Source organism: Dickeya lacustris (assembly GCF_029635795.1).
Lineage (GTDB): Bacteria > Pseudomonadota > Gammaproteobacteria > Enterobacterales > Enterobacteriaceae > Dickeya > Dickeya lacustris.
Map to the genome: position 1 here is coordinate 2,196,712 of NZ_CP114280.1, position 16,908 is coordinate 2,213,619.

Genomic DNA, 16,908 nt, shown 5'->3' on the forward strand with positions numbered 1-16,908 from the left:
TCACTCTTATTGTCAATGTCGTCGGATAACCGAACCGTGGTTATTGCCTCGCCGCACCAGCGGCGTTGGGTTTTTGCGGTTCACGCACTACTTCCTGAATCTTTGGTTGATCCACACTACCGGAAATGTGGTAGCGAATCAGAGAAATTTTGCTCCACAGCGGAGCCAGCACTTTACTGGCGGCAAACACCGCCGCGCCAATCACCGGGTTAACGGCAAACGCCGTTGCCACGCCGACCGTGGCCGAAATTTCCGGCGCGACCACCGCATCCATCGACAGGTTGCGTTTGACCAAATCAACATCGCCTTTCATGGCGATATCCGCCTCCAGCCCATCGACCAGCAGGTTGTCGGTATGCAGCACCCCGTCTTTGATCCACGCCGTGCTGCGAATCGAGTCAAAATAGAAGCCTTTACCGAAGGTATCGCTGAAATCAAACTGTAGCTTACGCAGCAGCGCATCGAAACTCACCAGACGCAATAACTGCCCGGCCTGACCGGTGCCGACATTCACGATTTCCCCCTTGCCGATATCGCTTTTCAGAATACCGCTCAGGCTTGGCACATCGGGAGACCAGGGCGAGCCGCGCCAGTACAGGTCATAGTCAACGCTGAATGCGCCCGCGCGCAGCGGCGTCACCAGCCCCAGCCAGTCGGCGTTATCGCTCAGGCTGTCACCGGATAAGCGCCCTTTTAGCGCGGTACGCATGCCCTCGCCATTCTCCTGCCAGCTGCCTTCCAGCGACAATTTGGCCTTCCCGCTGTTCACCTGCCCGTTCGCCAGCACCAGCTTACCGGGCTCCGGCTGCAAGGTGCCGTTAAGCTGGCCGATATTCTGCCCCAAAAACCAGCACTCACGGCAGCTAAACTGCAACGCGGGCCAATCCTCAAACCGAATGCTCGGGTCGTTCAGCGGCGATTTTTTCTCCGCCAGCGCCGCCGGGTTAGTGGCATCATCGCCCTGCCACTGCGGGTTGTAATAAAGATAGCGGATATCTGTACGCCACGGCCCGCTGGCCGGGATCAATAAACGCCCGTCGATTTCCCGCCCCGTGGCAGTAATTTCATTGCCCGTCGCCTGAGCCCGGCTGGTAAACATCAGGTCATGCCATTGCTGACCGAGAATTTTCAGCTCCGGCGTACTTAATGTCACCCGCTCCGGCCACTGAAAGCGCCCGCTGCCCGTCTGGGCGCTCGCGGCACCGCGCACACCCGGCAGCAACGCCAGCCAGCGCTCGCCATCGAGTGCTGGCAGTGCCAGCGTCAGCGAGGAGTCATCGGGCAAGGCGGGTCGTGCTGTGCCCTGCTGCCACGCCGCACGCGTCAGCATCACTTTGTTGTCTTTGAGCAACCAGGCGCTATTGAAAAACTGGCGCTTACCGAGTTCGCCGGTCAACGCAAAACTGCGCACATCGCCAGTGGCATTCACCTGCAAGTCCAGCGCGGCCCCGGCCTGCTTATCGAGCGGAGAAGGTAAGTGGCTACTTACCTCTTTGAGATCAACCTGCGTCGCCACCTCGTAGCGCGCCGCGCCGCGCGTCGGTAACGTCACCTGTACCGCGCTGTGCCACCGGGCATTACCCGCAAGCGAGCTGGCCACCGGCTTCGGTAAACCCGGCAGGCGCGATACCGCCCAGTCGCCCAGTAAGCCGACATTGACGAGAAATGCCTGTGCCTGCTCCTGGGTACTAAAGTTGACCGTTACCGGCTGGGTAAGCCAGTTGGCCTGCATCGGCTGGCTGACGAGGTTGCCGTTGTCATAGCGAAACTGCCCGCTGACCGCTTGCAACATCACATCCAGCGGCTTGATGAACAGGGTGTTATTACTCAGAGACACCTCGCCGCTGGCCTTCACCTGCCCGGCATTGAGCGGAATATCCAAAGACAAGGTGCCTGCAACCGGGCCGCCGATTTGCACCTGCGTCAGCGCGCTGCCTAACGAGGGTTTCATCGGCGTTTGCCCGAAGTAATCGCTTACTTGCTTACCTGTTCCGCGAATATCGCCGTTAATCAGCAGTTTTTCTTTGCTGTAATCCGGGATGTCGGCGTGAATATTCAGCCCGCGCGCCTCGCCCAGCCCGACATCAGGAGCCAGCATCCACAGGCCATTGTTCTCAAAATTCAGGCTAATGTTCAGGTTTTCCAGCGCAGGCCAGCCGGGTTGAAACTCAAAACGCGATTTTTCCAGCGGCACCCACACCTGAAACTGCCCATCGTGCGCAACAAACGGAAAGCGGGCCGGGTTGCCCGCGAAGATAAGGGTGGCGTTCTCCACCTGACCGGATTTCAGCGCGCCAGCAAGGTAGTCCACCAGTGTTTTACCCATGAACGGCTCGGGGTAGAAACGCCAGGCATCGCCCGCATCATCAAGACGCAGCCCGGCCAGAATATCCAGACGCGGCTCCCCTTGCTGCGGATGGCGGTAGTGGAAATCGCCGTTCGCCCATAGCGAGTGTGAGCGCACATCCAGCCCCTTGCCCCACAGCTCCCACCCTTCACTGTTGCTGCGCCAGTTCAGGTTCAAATCCGCCTGCTGGATATCCAGCGGCGCGCGAAACATATTCGGGTACGGCAGCGTACTGTCAGCCAAACGCAGTTGGGTTTGCCCGCTCGACAGGCTGCCGGATGCGTCACCGGAAAAGTGCGCCATCCCCGGTAATGTCTGCCAGCTATTCCAGCCGACGTCCTGCCAGCGCGCCTGAAAGCGCGTTAGCTCCGGCTGTTGCAGCGGAATATCCAGCGCCAGCGACGTCACCTGCCCGTGCGGTTGCAGCGCTTGCCAGTAGGTTTTTAGCGCGGGCGTGGTGGTATTGAGCAACGCCAGCAGCGGCTCTATGCGCCCTAACGCCAGATGGCTGGCACGAATACGCAATTCGTCCAGCCGCGACGGGCCGGGCAAGGCGGTGTTTTCCGGCAGCCACAGCGCCGCGATACGGCCATTTGGCCAGCGAACACCATCGGTTTCAAGCTGCAACGCCGGTACGTCAACTTGCCAGCCATTTTGGTAACGACTGGCGTGTACCGTCATCGCACGGGTCGCCAGTCGATGACGCGTCTCGCCATCAAGCCAGCTTGCCGACCCCTCGCGCAACAGCAAGTCGCCGCCGTAAATATCGCCTTCACGCACCTGTAACCAGGCCGCCAGACTAAAATCGGCGCTCTCAAGCCCGGTGTTGCTTTGCGAATCCAGCGCCCCAGCCACGGCTTCATATCAATGTTATCGGCCTGCAAATAGACCACGCCGTTATTCAGCCATCCCCGATCATCGCGCAAGTCCATGCGTACCTGCACCACGCCGTGCTGACCGTTAAAACTCGACAGGCTAATTTGCCCTTCGGCGCGGTGACGATTGTTGCCGTTAAGCCACGTCAGTTGCGGTATATGCAGTTCAGCCTGGGTTCCAGCAGGCGTGAGAAAGCGCAAACGACTGTTGCGTAAATCAAAGTGGTCAAACTGGCGTAAAAACAGCGAGCCCAGTTGATCCGGTTGCCACGACCGCGTGCGCTGCCGCTCCGGGTCTACCGGCGTTTTGAGCTCCATTTGCAGGTTATAGAAGGTCAGATCGCGGAATTTCCACTTGAAATGAAGCAGCGATTGCCAGACATCCAGCGCCAGAGACACGCGTTCAGCCTGCCACTCCATCGTCGGATGATGAATGCGCAGATTGGTAATATCCAGCGTCGGGCCGAAGGTTTCCCAGCTCCCGCTCAGGCTCTCCACGTCGATTGGCAAACCGGTGGTGGATTGTAACCAGCCGACAAGCTGCGGGCGAACCTCGTTTAATGCGGGCAACGTCATTCTTAATGCGCTGATAAGCAGCGCTATCAGCACAACAACGATCGCGCCCGTGGCGGCTAAGATTGCGGGTAAGCGCGTTATACCGGGCAGTCGCCTCACGCATATCTCCTCATGACTCATCACCAGCGACGAGCGAAAACCTGACAGCCCCACCGCGCGCCTGCAGGCGATGGAAAACGCATGATATTACATCATCACTACGTCAAACTGTTCCTGACTGTACAGCGGTTCAATCTGCACCTTGACCTGCTTACCAACGAAAATTTCCACTTCCGCCAGCGCGTGCGACTCGTCGCTCTTTAACGCCTCGCCCACGGCGGGTGATGCGTAAACCAGGAAGCGATCCGAATCATAGGCATGATGTACGCGCACCACTTCACGCATTATCTCATAACAGACGGTTTCCACCGTTTTCACCGTGCCGCGACCGCGACAGGTTGGGCAATCGCTGCACAGCACATGCTCAATGCTCTCACGGGTGCGCTTGCGGGTCATTTCGACTAATCCCAATTGCGAGAAGCCGCTGATGCCGGTTTTCACCCTATCTTTACTGAGCGCCTGCTCCAGCGAATGCAGGACGCGGCGGCGGTGATCCTCATTACTCATATCGATAAAATCAATGATGATGATGCCGCCCAGATTGCGCAACCTGAGCTGACGGGCAATGGCTTGGGTGGCTTCGATATTGGTGTTGAAAATGGTTTCATCCAGATTACGATGCCCGACAAACGCCCCGGTATTAATATCAATCGTGGTCATCGCTTCGGTTTGATCGATAATCAGATACCCACCAGATTTCAGTTCTACCTTGCGATCCAGCGCACGCTGAATTTCATTCTCGACATCATACAGATCAAAAATCGGCTGTTTGCCGCTGTAATGCTCGAGCTTACCGGTCATCTCCGGCATATATTCTGCGGTAAACTCCAGCAAAGACTCGTAAGTCTGGCGTGAATCAACCCGAATGCGATCGAGCGAGGCACCGGCAAAATCGCGCAAAATGCGGTGCGCCAGCGCCAGCTCGCCATACAATTTGCACTTGGTCTGGTTGCGCTTTTTGCGCTCCATCACTTTCGTCCACAGCCGCTTGAGAAACGCCGCATCCTGCGACAACTCCTCTTCACCGACGCCTTCGGCGGCGGTACGGATGATAAATCCGCCCTGCTCATCGCAGTAATCCGCCACGGTTTTTTTCAACCGCTCGCGTTCGGCTTCGCTCTCAATGCGCTGGGAGACGCCAACGTGCGAGGCCCCCGGCATAAACACCAGATAGCGTGACGGCAACGTGATATCGGTGGTCAGGCGCGCGCCCTTGGTGCCTAACGGGTCTTTCACCACCTGCACCATCAGGTCTTGCCCCTGGCGCACCAGTTCGGCGATATCACGTACATGAAAATTCTTCTGCTCATCACCGGCCACGCACTCGGTGTGCGGCATGATGTCAGAAGCATGCAAGAACGCCGCTTTATCCAGGCCAATGTCAACAAATGCGGCCTGCATTCCCGGCAACACGCGGCTGACGCGCCCTTTATAAATATTGCCAACGATGCCGCGCCGGGATTCACGCTCAATGTGAATTTCCTGCAAAATGCCGCCATCGATGTAGGCGACGCGCGTTTCTGAAGGGGTAATATTTACCAGCAATTCAGCGGTCATGAGAGTCCTCGTTCGTTACGCCGCGCGGAAAATGGGCCAATAATTCAAGCGTTTCCACCAATGGCAACCCTACCACGGCATGATAGCTACCGGAAATCGCTGTCACGAAAGCGCCGCCCTTTCCCTGGATGCCATAGGCACCGGCTTTATCCATGGGCTCGCCGCTGGCGATATAGCGTTTGATTTCATCATCGGACAACGCGCGAAACTGCACCTCGGTCACAACCCGCTGCGTCAGGCAGCGCCTGCTATCGGCAAGGGCCAGCGCCGTCATCACCTGATGTTGGCGGCCTGAGAGCGCGCGCAGAATTCGTCTGGCGTCATCGTCATCGCGCGGTTTTTCCAGTACCTGTCCATCCAGCACGACGATGGTATCCGCCCCGAGCACCGGCAGATCCTGCGGTGCCACGGCGACCCCCGCCCGGGCTTTATCCTGCGCTAAACGGCTGACGTACTGCTCCGGCGTTTCACCCGCCTGACGCTGCTCAACGACGTCAACACGCAAAATGTCAAACGACACATCCAACAGCGCCAATAATTCACGCCGACGCGGCGACGCCGATGCCAGATACAAATCCATTGAATTCCTCTCTCATGCACATAGCGCTGATGCCTGCCGTTTCGCTACTGCACGGCAAACTGACGGCGGATTTTACGCATCAATAAAAACAGCCACGGCCACAGCACGCCATCCACCACACTATTCCAGAAAATTTCCGGCCGGAAAGAGACATTGATCACCAGGAACTCGGCCCAGAACACCAGTAAATCCAGCACCAGCGACAGCAGCATCACAATCAGTGCCTGCTGCCACAGCGCCATGTTGCGGAACAGCTGAAACTTGAACGCCACCAGATAGGCGATAATGGCCAGCCCTAATGCGCGCACACCCAGCGTAGAACCGAGGATCAAGTCCGTCACCATACCGAGTAAAAAACCGGTACCGACATTGACGCGATGCGGCAGCGCCATCACCCAATAAATCAGGATAAGCGTCAGCCACGAAGGGCGATACATATAAAGCTCATCCGGCCAGGGCATGACTTGCAGCACCGTCGCGACCAGAAAGGAGAACCAGATAATCCAATAGCCATGTCGGCGATAGCGATTCATCGGCTGACTCCCGCCGCACCGCTGGAAGCAGGCGTTGCCTGTCTGCTACTGGAAGGCTGGGCTGACGATGCCGCGCCCGGGAGCGGACGGCTATTCGTCGGCGTACTGTTTGACGGCATACTGTTTGACGGTGCTGTACCCGACGATGTGGCAGGCGCTACACCATCACCCACGGGCGGATTCGCACCCTCGGCATTGCGGTTACTGCGCGATGTGCGATGCCGCGACGAGCTGGCTGCGGCGGGCTTGCTTGTGGTATTGGCCGCCGCAGGCGGCGCGGGCGGGCCGACAAAATCTGCCGCCGGTTTCGCCGATGACAGCGGCGCAGGCGGCCCCATTTCATCAGGAGAAGGCAAAACATGCGGCATCATCTGCATCAGGCGTTCGTTCGCCACCCGATGCACATCGTCTGACGGTAAAGCGGTGCGTGAATTACTGTCCACGCCCCACATCAATAGCAGGTAGCGCAGGCGCTGGAGTTCAGCGGTCGGATGAGCCTGAATCACGGTATAAGCGCGTTGGGTATCCACTTTCACCGAAGACACCACGGCAACCGGATAACCTTCAGGGAAACGCCCGCCTAAGCCGGATGTCACCAAAACATCGCCCACGCGGATATCGGTATTATTCGGCAGGTGCTCAAGTTGCAGGTCTTCGGTGCAACCGTTACCGGCGGCAATCACGCGAATGTCATTGCGCAGCACCTGAATTGGCAGCGCATGAGAGGCATCACAAATCAACAGTACCCGGCTGGTAAACTGCCCGACGGCAACCACCTGACCGACTACGCCTTTATCACTGATAACCGGCTGCCCTTCATACACGCCGTTGACATTGCCTTTGTCGATAACCACCTGATCGCTATAGGGGTCTGTGCCAGACGAAAGCACTTGCGTGACCATCTTCTGCTCTTCCTGACGCAGCGGCGAGCCCAGTAATTCGCGCAGACGGGCATTCTCCTGCCTGAACTGGCCGAGCAGCAGCAAATCGCTATTTTTCATTAGCAATTCCTGGCGCAGCGCCACGTTTTCACGCGCGAGTTGTTCACGGGAAGTGAGATTAACAGAGAGGTCATCCAGCAAGGCGCGCGGGCCATTGGCCAGAAAATAAAACGGACTGACGGCGGTATCCATGTACGTTCTGATTTTCACAAACGTACCGAGCCGACTGTCAGCAAAAATCACCACAATCGCGGTAATGACAGCCAGAAACAGGCGCAGTTGCAGGGAGGGGCCCCGGCTAAAAATCGGCTTCATAAAGTTGCGTATTCCTCGACAATAAAAAGGGGGCGACCGCGTGGGATGAATGGAACAAGCCTTCATCCATACGGCGGTTTCCCCCTCTTTGTTCTGGCCGGATTATTCTTCGCTGAACAAATCGCCGCCATGCATGTCGATCATTTCCAACGCTTTACCGCCACCGCGCGCGACGCAAGTCAGCGGATCTTCGGCAACCACCACCGGTATTCCCGTTTCTTCCATCAGCAGGCGATCGAGGTTACGCAACAGTGCGCCACCGCCGGTCAACACCATGCCGCGCTCAGAAATATCGGACGCCAGTTCCGGCGGGCACTGTTCCAGCGCGACCATCACCGCACTGACGATGCCGGTCAGCGGCTCTTGCAACGCTTCCAGAATTTCATTGGAGTTGAGGTTGAAACCGCGCGGCACGCCTTCAGCGAGGTTACGACCACGCACTTCAATTTCCAGCACTTCATCGCCCGGATACGCAGAGCCGATTTCATGCTTGATACGTTCCGCCGTGGCTTCACCGATCAGTGAACCGTAGTTACGGCGCACATAGTTGATAATGGCTTCGTCAAAACGGTCGCCGCCGATACGTACGGAAGAAGAGTAGACGACGCCGTTTAACGAGATAACCGCCACTTCGGTCGTCCCGCCGCCGATATCCACCACCATGGAGCCGGTCGCTTCGGAAACCGGCAGGCCTGCACCAATTGCCGCCGCCATCGGTTCTTCAATCAGGAACACTTCACGCGCCCCTGCACCCTGAGCGGACTCACGAATGGCACGACGCTCGACCTGGGTCGCCCCGACCGGCACACACACCAGCACGCGCGGGCTCGGACGCATAAAACTGTTGCTGTGCACTTGTTTGATAAAGTGCTGCAACATTTTTTCGGTCACGAAGAAATCGGCGATGACCCCGTCCTTCATAGGACGAATAGCCGCGATATTACCCGGTGTACGGCCCAGCATCTGCTTGGCGTCATGGCCGACGGCAGCCACGCTTTTCGGGGAACCGGCACGATCCTGGCGAATAGCCACCACGGAAGGCTCATTCAGTACAATGCCTTGTCCTTTCACGTAAATCAGGGTATTGGCTGTACCCAGGTCGATGGACAAGTCGTTGGAAAACATGCCACGAAATTTCTTAAACATAACTAAAGGATAATCCTGCAAGCTGGGGGCGGAAATGAAATCCGCTTACTTTACCAACCACACGCAGCAGCGACAAGGCGCGAACCGGCTCTGCTACGGTGAAAAAATGATGTTTACGCAAATCGCCATGATAGTGAATGCATGCAGAACCGCATCCCTTGCGGCAGCAACGGGAATTTCCGCACGCTGTCGCTGAAAATTGCGCGAACTACCGACATAAAATCTAACATTTTCGTTGGTGCGCGCCGTTCCATAGAGCTAACCGGGCCAGCAACGCTATGCCGCCGACATTCTACGCTACTTTGCCGAGATATTGGCATCAAACATAGGTTCGCGGTGAATATTTTTTCAACGTGTTACTCACCGGTTCCGATGCGGCAAACAAATCACCCTGCCCGCCGCAAACGCCTTTCTCGATTAATGTCTGCCACTCTTCCTGAGTACGCACGCCCGAGGCAAACACATGCGCATGCGTGCCTTTGCACGCTTCAGTCAGGCTACTGACGAACAACTGATTCTCTGGCCGCTTATCCAGGCTCCGAACCAGTCCGGGGTGCAGCTTGATGACCTCGACCCGCAGCGACTTGATATAGGCCGTGCTGACCAGCGTCAGGCCCGCCTGAGTCACCGCCAAACGGCAGCCAAGCCCAGTTATCATGGCCAGAATCGGGCGCAGGCGGCCAATATACTGGCACACCTCAGACTCGGCTAACTCGAACAGTAACCGCTCCCGCTGCCTTTTCGGGCATTGCAGCAGCGTTTCGCGCAACCAGCGTAAGAAAGAGCGCTGTAATAATGAATCGACCGTGATAGGAAAAGCCAACACCGAATCCTGCCAACTGACCGTCAGTGCAATCACCCGGTTAATCAACTGCCTATCATAGCCCGCCGTCAGACCCAGTTGCCGCACCAGCGGCATGTATTCGGCTTCCAGCAATTCTTGAGAGCCATCATAAATACGGCTAAACATTTCACGATGATGCACCTCGCCACTGCGGGTAATCGCCGGTTTCTGATACAAACGCGGCCCGCCGCGCAACAGCGTATGCTCAAGCAATGTACGCCACTTCACGCTCCCCCGGCCTTTCTCCGGCCCGCGTCTATCATAGACACACCAGCCATTGCCGCCTTGCAACACCGCATTTCGGGTGGCATCTTCCACGCTTTCCATCACCTGTTCGGTGCTTTGGCCACCGTGATAAGCGCATATGCCAATGTGGAGAATATCTTCGCGGTCAATCAAGGGCGTCGAAGGTAAAATATCAATCGCTTTCACCAGTTGGCTGGCGATGCTATCGGCTTCTTTCAGGGTGCAGTGGGGCAACAAGACGGTGAAATCACTGTGATAATAACGGGCCAGCAATGCAGACGGGTAACGTAATACAAAGGTTGAGAGCAGATTGATAAGCGTATTGCGATACTCTTCAACCACCCCACCATAGCCGTGAGTTTCCTGTAGCGTGTCAAAATCGGGCAACCTTATCATCATCACCACACCATGCGTCCCCACTTCTTCCGGGTCTTCGAGTTGCGTGGCGAGTTGATTTTCAAAAAAGAGTCGATTGTTAAGGCCGGTTTGTGAATCTTGCGCAGCAAATGAACGAATCAAGGTATCGACACGGCTGCGGGCCTCACGAGCCTCCACCAGATCCAACAGCAGTTGATCCAGCGCGCCGCTGGCCGCAGCAGGCCACTCATGCACCGAACCATACATCACCGTTTCACGTTCACCGGCCAGAATACGCCGCGCGCGTGTCTCCAGCTGTACTTGCCCGGCCATTTGACGCCGTAACCAGCGCACCGCATGGAAAACCAAAATGGCTATCAACAAGATAGCCAGCACCACGGTGAGCGCGGGTTTCAGGTAGCGCGGCGAGCCGAATAGCGGATCGCCATAGGTCACATTCACCTTGACATCGGTATGGTGTAACAGCGACAGCTCCGCATGGCGATACACCAGCGCACTGTCATTGCCATCAACGAAAAGATCGGACTGGCGCAACAGATCCGGTTGGCGTAATAAATAGAGGCGTTCGTGGCTGTCACGGATTTCCAGTTCCACAATGCTCGCGGCTTTCATGACCGCAGGCAGCCAAAACTGGATTGAATCCGGCGGTTGCACCAATAAAGCCTGATCAATACCGGCTGCCACGGCTCTGAGTTGATGTTCCATCCGTTGCTGGCTATAACATACAAAACTAAAAATGCTGCTCACCAGCATCAGCAACACCGCCAATGCCGTCAGCAACGTGATGAGTATTGATAGTCTGGCTGTTAACCCCATCCCTGTGCCCTAACTCCGTCAGTGGGTTAAGAAACCCGTTTATAAGAGACTTTATGTGTTCTTTGCGATTTATCAGTTCGCATACTACCTGTTACAAATATAGTCATTAAATGATTTACCTCTATTTTTGTCCCCGTTAAGGAGGATTTTTATGCGCGCTCTGTTTCTTGAGCAGCAAGACGGCCTGACGCTGGCCGCAATCAATACGCTCGAGCCTTCGCAATTACCGGCAGGTGATGTCACGGTCGATATCGACTGGTCGGGTATCAACTATAAAGATGCGTTGGCGATTACCGGTACAGGGAAAATCGTCCGGCAGTTTCCAATGATCCCCGGCATTGATTTTGCGGGCCGGGTACACCACAGCCAGCACCCGGATTTTCAGGCCGGGCAAGCCGTCGTCTTAACCGGCTGGGGCGTTGGCGAGCAACATTGGGGAGGGCTGGCAGAACAGGCGCGCGTAGCCGCTGACTGGCTGGTGCCACTGCCAGCGGCGCTCTCTGCTCGCCAGGCGATGATCATCGGCACCGCCGGTTTTACCGCCATGCTCTGTGTCATGGCGCTGGAAGAAGGCGGTGTCACGCCCGCCAGTGGCGAGATTGTCGTCAGCGGGGCCAGCGGCGGCGTTGGCAGCACGGCCATCGCCCTGCTACACGTATTGGGTTATCAGGTGACGGCGATTAGCGGACGAGCGCACAATCATGACTATTTGCGTCAGTTGGGCGCACACCACGTCATCGATCGCAGCGAGTTTACCTCAGGCTGTCGCGCGCTGGAGAAACAGCGCTGGGCGGGAGCCATTGATACCGCAGGCGATCAGGTACTGGCAACGCTGCTGGCCCAAATGCACTATGGCGCGACGGTTGCCGCCTGTGGTCTGGCTGGCGGCGTGGCGCTCCCCACCACGGTGATGCCCTTTATTTTGCGTAATGTTCGCTTGCAAGGGGTGGATTCCGTGATGACCCCGAAGGCGCGGCGTTTACAAGCCTGGCAGCGACTAGCCACCCTGCTGCCAGAGCACTTCTATCAACATGTCGCCCGGGAAATTACGCTGGAGCAGGCACCCGACATCGCCCGTGCTCTGCTGGCCAATGAGGTCACGGGCCGCACGCTGGTACGTCTCGGCGCAACCGACTAACCCACCGCGCGCAAGGCAGGTAAAACACCTGCCTTGCTTTGCCCGTGAGAGCCATTCTCCACGGGCAACACGTCACACCCGGTAAATAAAGAAGCATTCCCCCAAGCGGTATTTCACCGCATACTGAGCATGACTAGCGTCAGGCGCACAGCGCCTGAACCATGACCGGAATCTAAAAAATAACGCCACTCCGTCATTGATAAAACGCAGGAGCTCACCATGTCCAGACATCGCAAACTCACCGACGCCGATGTGACGCCGGAATCACTCTTCTATCAACGCCGTAAACGTGCTAAAAGCGCTCGGTCTGAGCGCAGCAACGTTAAGTCTGCCCGGCGGTGCGCGTGCCGATGTTCTTAACTGGTTTAACAGCCAGCCGACAAAGACCGCGCCACCCGGTAAACCCCTCACGTTTAGCCAGCCACCGGACTGGCGCCCGGCGCTGACGCTCACGCCAGAGGACAAAGTCACCGGTTACAATAATTTTTATGAATTCGGTCTCGATAAAGCCGACCCGGCAGCCAAAGCCGGAGGGCTGAAAACCGAAGGCTGGCAACTGCGCATCGATGGCGAGGTTGCCAAACCCATGACGCTGGATATCGACGACATTCGCCGCCGTTTTCCGCTGGAGGAGCGCATCTATCGCTTTCGCTGCGTTGAAGCCTGGTCGATGGTTATTCCGTGGGTCGGCTTTGAGCTGGCGCAGTTGATCAAACTGGCCGAACCCACCGCAAACGCCCGCTATGTCGCTTTTCAAACACTCAACGACCCACAACAGATGCCCGGCCATGAAAGATACCTTTATCGGCGGTGGGCTAGAGTACCCTTATGTCGAAGGGCTGCGCCTGGATGAAGCCATGCACCCGTTAACCTTACTGGCGGTCGGCGTCTACGGCAAAACCCTGCCGCCGCAAAACGGCGCGCCGATACGGTTGGTCACACCGTGGAAATATGGCTTTAAAAACATCAAATCCATCGTGCATATTCGGTTAACGCAACAACAACCGCCCTCGACCTGGAATTTGACCGCACCTAACGAATACGGGTTTTACGCCAACGTTAACCCTGAGGTCGATCACCCGCGCTGGTCGCAAGCGACAGAGCGCGTCATTGGCGCAGGCGGCCTGCTAGACGTGAAGCGCCAGCCCACTCTGCTGTTTAATGGTTACGCCGATCGCGTCGCCTCGCTCTATCAAGGCATGAACCTGCGGGAGTGGTTTTGATGATGCGCCTGTCCGCACGCCACATCACGGCGCTGAAAGCGCTGCTCCATCTGGCGCCCCTGTTGCCGTTTGTCTGGCTGGCGCTGGCGGTCAGCCAGGGAGCATTGAGCGCCGATCCGGCAAAGGATATCCAGCATGTTACCGGCGACATGGCGCTAAAGCTGCTGCTGGCAACGCTCATTGTCACGCCGCTTGCCCGCTACGCGAAACAACCCCTGCTGATTCGCTGCCGTCGCCTGCTGGGGCTCTGGTGCTTTGCCTGGGCGAGCCTGCACCTGCTGAGTTATACCTTGCTGGAATTGGGTATCAACCATCTCGATTTGCTGGGAAAAGAGGTGATATCGCGGCCCTATTTAACATTGGGGATGGCATGCTGGCTGATTCTGCTCATCCTGAGCGCTACCTCAACGCGTTCAGCGCAGCAACGGCTGGGAACTCGCTGGCAAACGTTGCACAATCTGATTTATCTGGTCGCTATCTTCGCGCCGCTTCACTATCTTTGGTCGGTCAAGACGCTATCGCCACAACCGGTTATCTATGCTTTGGTTGCCGTCATCTTGCTGCTTTTTCGCTACAAGAAGCTGCAACAATGGCGACGCCCTCTCTCTTTGAGCCGCAAAAAATCGCCCCGCTAACGGGGCGATTTGGTAAAAATTTGTCAATACAGCAAGGTCAACTGCGCAGATAAGACCAGTATTTCGCTGCTAACTGCTACGATATGGCTATAATGTTCACACCCCGCAGCGAATGCGGGAGATTTTCGCCCGGCAAAGGGTGACAAACGAATAGCTTCGCGCTATGTTGTGCGCCACTGAGCCAATCGCGGGAGATAGCAGCACAATGGCAGATAAGTTTCACATTTTGCTCCTTAACGGCCCCAACCTGAATTTACTGGGCACCCGTGAGCCGGAAAAATATGGCCATACGACATTACCTGTTCTGGTTAGTGAACTGGAACAGGCAGCAACGGCGCTAAATGTGCAGTTATCTCATCGCCAGTCGAATGCGGAACATGAGCTGATTGAGAGCATTCATCAAGCCCGAGGCAATACCGATTTTATTCTGATAAACCCGGCGGCATTTACGCACACCAGTGTGGCGCTACGAGACGCGCTGCTGGCGGTGGCCATCCCGTTTATCGAGATCCATCTGACCAACGTGCACGCACGTGAACCTTTCCGTCACCACTCCTACTTGTCTGATGTGGCGGTGGGCGTCATCTGCGGGTTGGGTACAGACGGATACCACTATGGTTTACAGGCAGCGGTCAAGCGACTGTCAATGTCCCACTAACCATTTCCAATTAACAACGAGTACGGAACCCCATTCATGGATATTCGTAAAATCAAAAAACTGATCGAACTGGTTGAAGAATCCGGCATCGCCGAACTGGAAATTTCCGAAGGTGAAGAGTCAGTACGTATCAGTCGTGCTCCGGCACCGGGTAGCTACCCGATGATGCAACAGGCCTACGCACCGATGCCGCAGCAGTTCGCACCCGTTGCTGCTCCGGCCGCTGCGCCAGCCGCTGCGTCTGAAGCCGCCGCTCCGGCAGCCATCAGTGGTCATGTGGTACGTTCACCGATGGTCGGCACCTTCTATCGCACGCCAAGCCCGGATGCCAAACCGTTCATTGAAATCGGCCAGCAGGTCAAAGTCGGCGATACGTTGTGCATCGTCGAAGCGATGAAAATGATGAACCAGATTGAAGCCGATAAAGCTGGCGTGGTGAAAGCCATTCTGGTTGAAAGCGGCCAGCCGGTTGAATTTGACGAGCCACTGGTTGTCATCGAATAACGAGGCTTACCATGCTAGATAAAATTGTCATCGCCAACCGAGGTGAGATTGCACTGCGCATTTTGCGTGCCTGCAAAGAGCTCGGCATCAAAACCGTTGCGGTTCACTCCACGGCGGATCGCGATCTGAAACACGTGTTGCTGGCTGATGAAACCGTGTGTATCGGCCCGGCGCCATCGACAAAAAGCTACCTGAACATTCCGGCAATTATCGCTGCCGCTGAAATCACCGGCGCGGTGGCTATCCACCCCGGTTACGGTTTCCTGTCAGAAAATGCCGACTTCGCCGAGCAGGTTGAACGCTCCGGCTTTATTTTCATCGGCCCACGCGCTGACACCATTCGTCTGATGGGCGATAAAGTGTCTGCTATCAGCGCCATGAAAAAAGCCGGTGTGCCTTGCGTACCGGGCTCTGACGGCCCGTTGGGCGACGACATGGACAAAAACCGCGCTATTGGTAAACGCATCGGTTATCCGGTGATTATCAAGGCGTCCGGTGGCGGCGGCGGTCGCGGTATGCGTGTCGTGCGTAGCGAAAAAGAGCTGGAACAGTCTATCGCCATGACCCGTGCCGAAGCGAAAGCCGCATTTAACAACGACATGGTCTACATGGAAAAATACCTGGAAAATCCGCGCCACGTGGAAATTCAGGTACTGGCTGATGGCCAGGGCAATGCCATTTATCTGGCAGAGCGCGACTGTTCCATGCAGCGTCGTCACCAGAAAGTGGTGGAAGAAGCTCCGGCACCGGGCATCACTGCCGATCTGCGCCGTTACATCGGCGAACGCTGTGCCAAGGCGTGTGTTGATATCAACTACCGTGGCGCGGGCACCTTCGAGTTCCTGTTTGAAAACGGCGAGTTCTATTTCATTGAAATGAACACCCGTATTCAGGTTGAACACCCGGTCACAGAGATGATAACCGGCGTTGACCTGATTAAAGAGCAGTTGCGTATCGCCGCCGGCCAGCCGCTGTCGATTAAGCAGGAAGAAGTGAAAGTGCGCGGCCATGCGGTGGAATGCCGTATCAATGCCGAAGACCCGAACACCTTCATGCCAAGCCCCGGTAAAATCACCCGTTTCCACGCACCGGGCGGTTTTGGCGTGCGCTGGGAATCGCACATTTATGCCGGTTACACCGTACCGCCGCATTACGATTCTATGATTGGTAAATTGATCACTTACGGCGAAAGCCGTGACATCGCCATTTCCCGCATGAAGAATGCGCTGGCGGAATTGATTATTGATGGCATCAAAACCAATGTGGAATTGCAGATGCGCATCATGTCCGACGAAAACTTCCAGCATGGTGGCACCAACATCCACTATCTGGAGAAAAAACTCGGCCTACAGTAATCATCCTGCATCATCAAACGGGTCGGCCCTTGTCGGCCCGTTTTTATTGCCCGCCCTTTTTCCTTTCAGATGCCTTTCAGAGCCCTATTTTCTGCACCATGTATGGATTTTTCGCTGGGCAATTGGCTGACATGCCGTAAAA

11 protein-coding genes and 2 pseudogenes are annotated in these 16,908 nt (G+C 56.4%); 6 read left to right on the forward strand and 7 right to left on the reverse strand.

The annotated features are described in order from the left end of the window. Positions 1 to 40 precede the first annotated feature (40 nt). The 7 genes and pseudogenes from yhdP to csrD all read right to left on the reverse strand — a co-directional run bounded on the left by yhdP (position 41) and on the right by csrD (position 11,253). A pseudogene (gene yhdP, locus O1Q98_RS09985) lies at positions 41 to 3,879 on the reverse strand (AsmA2 domain-containing protein YhdP). A gap of 105 nt (positions 3,880 to 3,984) precedes the next feature. After that, positions 3,985 to 5,454, reverse strand: a complete 1,470-nt coding sequence (gene rng, locus O1Q98_RS09990; protein WP_035339402.1) for a ribonuclease G — start codon at positions 5,452 to 5,454, stop codon at positions 3,985 to 3,987. Continuing rightward, positions 5,444 to 6,034: a Maf family protein gene (locus O1Q98_RS09995; RefSeq protein ID WP_125257969.1), complete on the reverse strand. Its 591-nt coding sequence runs from the start codon at positions 6,032 to 6,034 to the stop codon at positions 5,444 to 5,446. The genes rng and O1Q98_RS09995 overlap by 11 nt, the downstream gene beginning before the upstream one ends. Before the next feature lie 44 nt (positions 6,035 to 6,078). Next, positions 6,079 to 6,567 carry a rod shape-determining protein MreD gene (gene mreD / locus O1Q98_RS10000; protein WP_125257968.1) on the reverse strand — a complete coding sequence of 163 codons (489 nt, stop codon included), beginning with the start codon at positions 6,565 to 6,567 and terminating at the stop codon, positions 6,079 to 6,081. Further along, entirely contained in the window at positions 6,564 to 7,823 is a 1,260-nt protein-coding gene (mreC, locus tag O1Q98_RS10005; protein ID WP_125257967.1) for a rod shape-determining protein MreC, read from the reverse strand. Before mreC ends, mreD begins: the two co-directional genes overlap by 4 nt. Positions 7,824 to 7,925: 102 nt before the next feature. Then, a complete protein-coding gene (gene mreB, locus O1Q98_RS10010; protein ID WP_009114770.1) occupies positions 7,926 to 8,969 on the reverse strand; it encodes a rod shape-determining protein MreB in 1,044 nt (347 codons plus the stop codon). Positions 8,970 to 9,288: 319 nt separating this feature from the next. Beyond that, a complete protein-coding gene (gene csrD / locus O1Q98_RS10015) occupies positions 9,289 to 11,253 on the reverse strand; it encodes an RNase E specificity factor CsrD (protein WP_125257966.1) in 1,965 nt (654 codons plus the stop codon). 151 nt (positions 11,254 to 11,404) lie between these two features. On the opposite strand from csrD, the gene acuI reads away from it, so the two are divergent. The 6 genes and pseudogenes from acuI (at position 11,405) to accC (ending at position 16,766) form a co-directional block, all read left to right on the forward strand. Beyond that, entirely contained in the window at positions 11,405 to 12,391 is a 987-nt protein-coding gene (gene acuI / locus O1Q98_RS10020) for an acrylyl-CoA reductase (NADPH) (RefSeq protein WP_125257965.1), read from the forward strand. Between the two features lie 219 nt (positions 12,392 to 12,610). After that, positions 12,611 to 13,614 (forward strand): annotated as a pseudogene (gene msrP / locus O1Q98_RS10025) (protein-methionine-sulfoxide reductase catalytic subunit MsrP). 2 nt (positions 13,615 to 13,616) lie between these two features. Then, positions 13,617 to 14,249 (forward strand): protein-methionine-sulfoxide reductase heme-binding subunit MsrQ, encoded by a 633-nt coding sequence (gene msrQ / locus O1Q98_RS10030; RefSeq protein WP_125258005.1) that lies wholly within the window; start codon positions 13,617 to 13,619, stop codon positions 14,247 to 14,249. Positions 14,250 to 14,454: 205 nt separating this feature from the next. Further along, positions 14,455 to 14,907, forward strand: a complete 453-nt coding sequence (aroQ, locus tag O1Q98_RS10035; protein ID WP_125257963.1) for a type II 3-dehydroquinate dehydratase — start codon at positions 14,455 to 14,457, stop codon at positions 14,905 to 14,907. Positions 14,908 to 14,943: 36 nt separating this feature from the next. Next, complete coding sequence (gene accB, locus O1Q98_RS10040; protein ID WP_125257962.1) at positions 14,944 to 15,411, forward strand: acetyl-CoA carboxylase biotin carboxyl carrier protein; 468 nt, start codon at positions 14,944 to 14,946, stop codon at positions 15,409 to 15,411. An 11-nt stretch (positions 15,412 to 15,422) separates the two neighbouring features. After that, positions 15,423 to 16,766, forward strand: coding sequence for an acetyl-CoA carboxylase biotin carboxylase subunit (accC, locus tag O1Q98_RS10045; RefSeq protein ID WP_015848146.1), 1,344 nt, complete (start codon positions 15,423 to 15,425; stop codon positions 16,764 to 16,766). Positions 16,767 to 16,908: the final 142 nt, after the last annotated feature.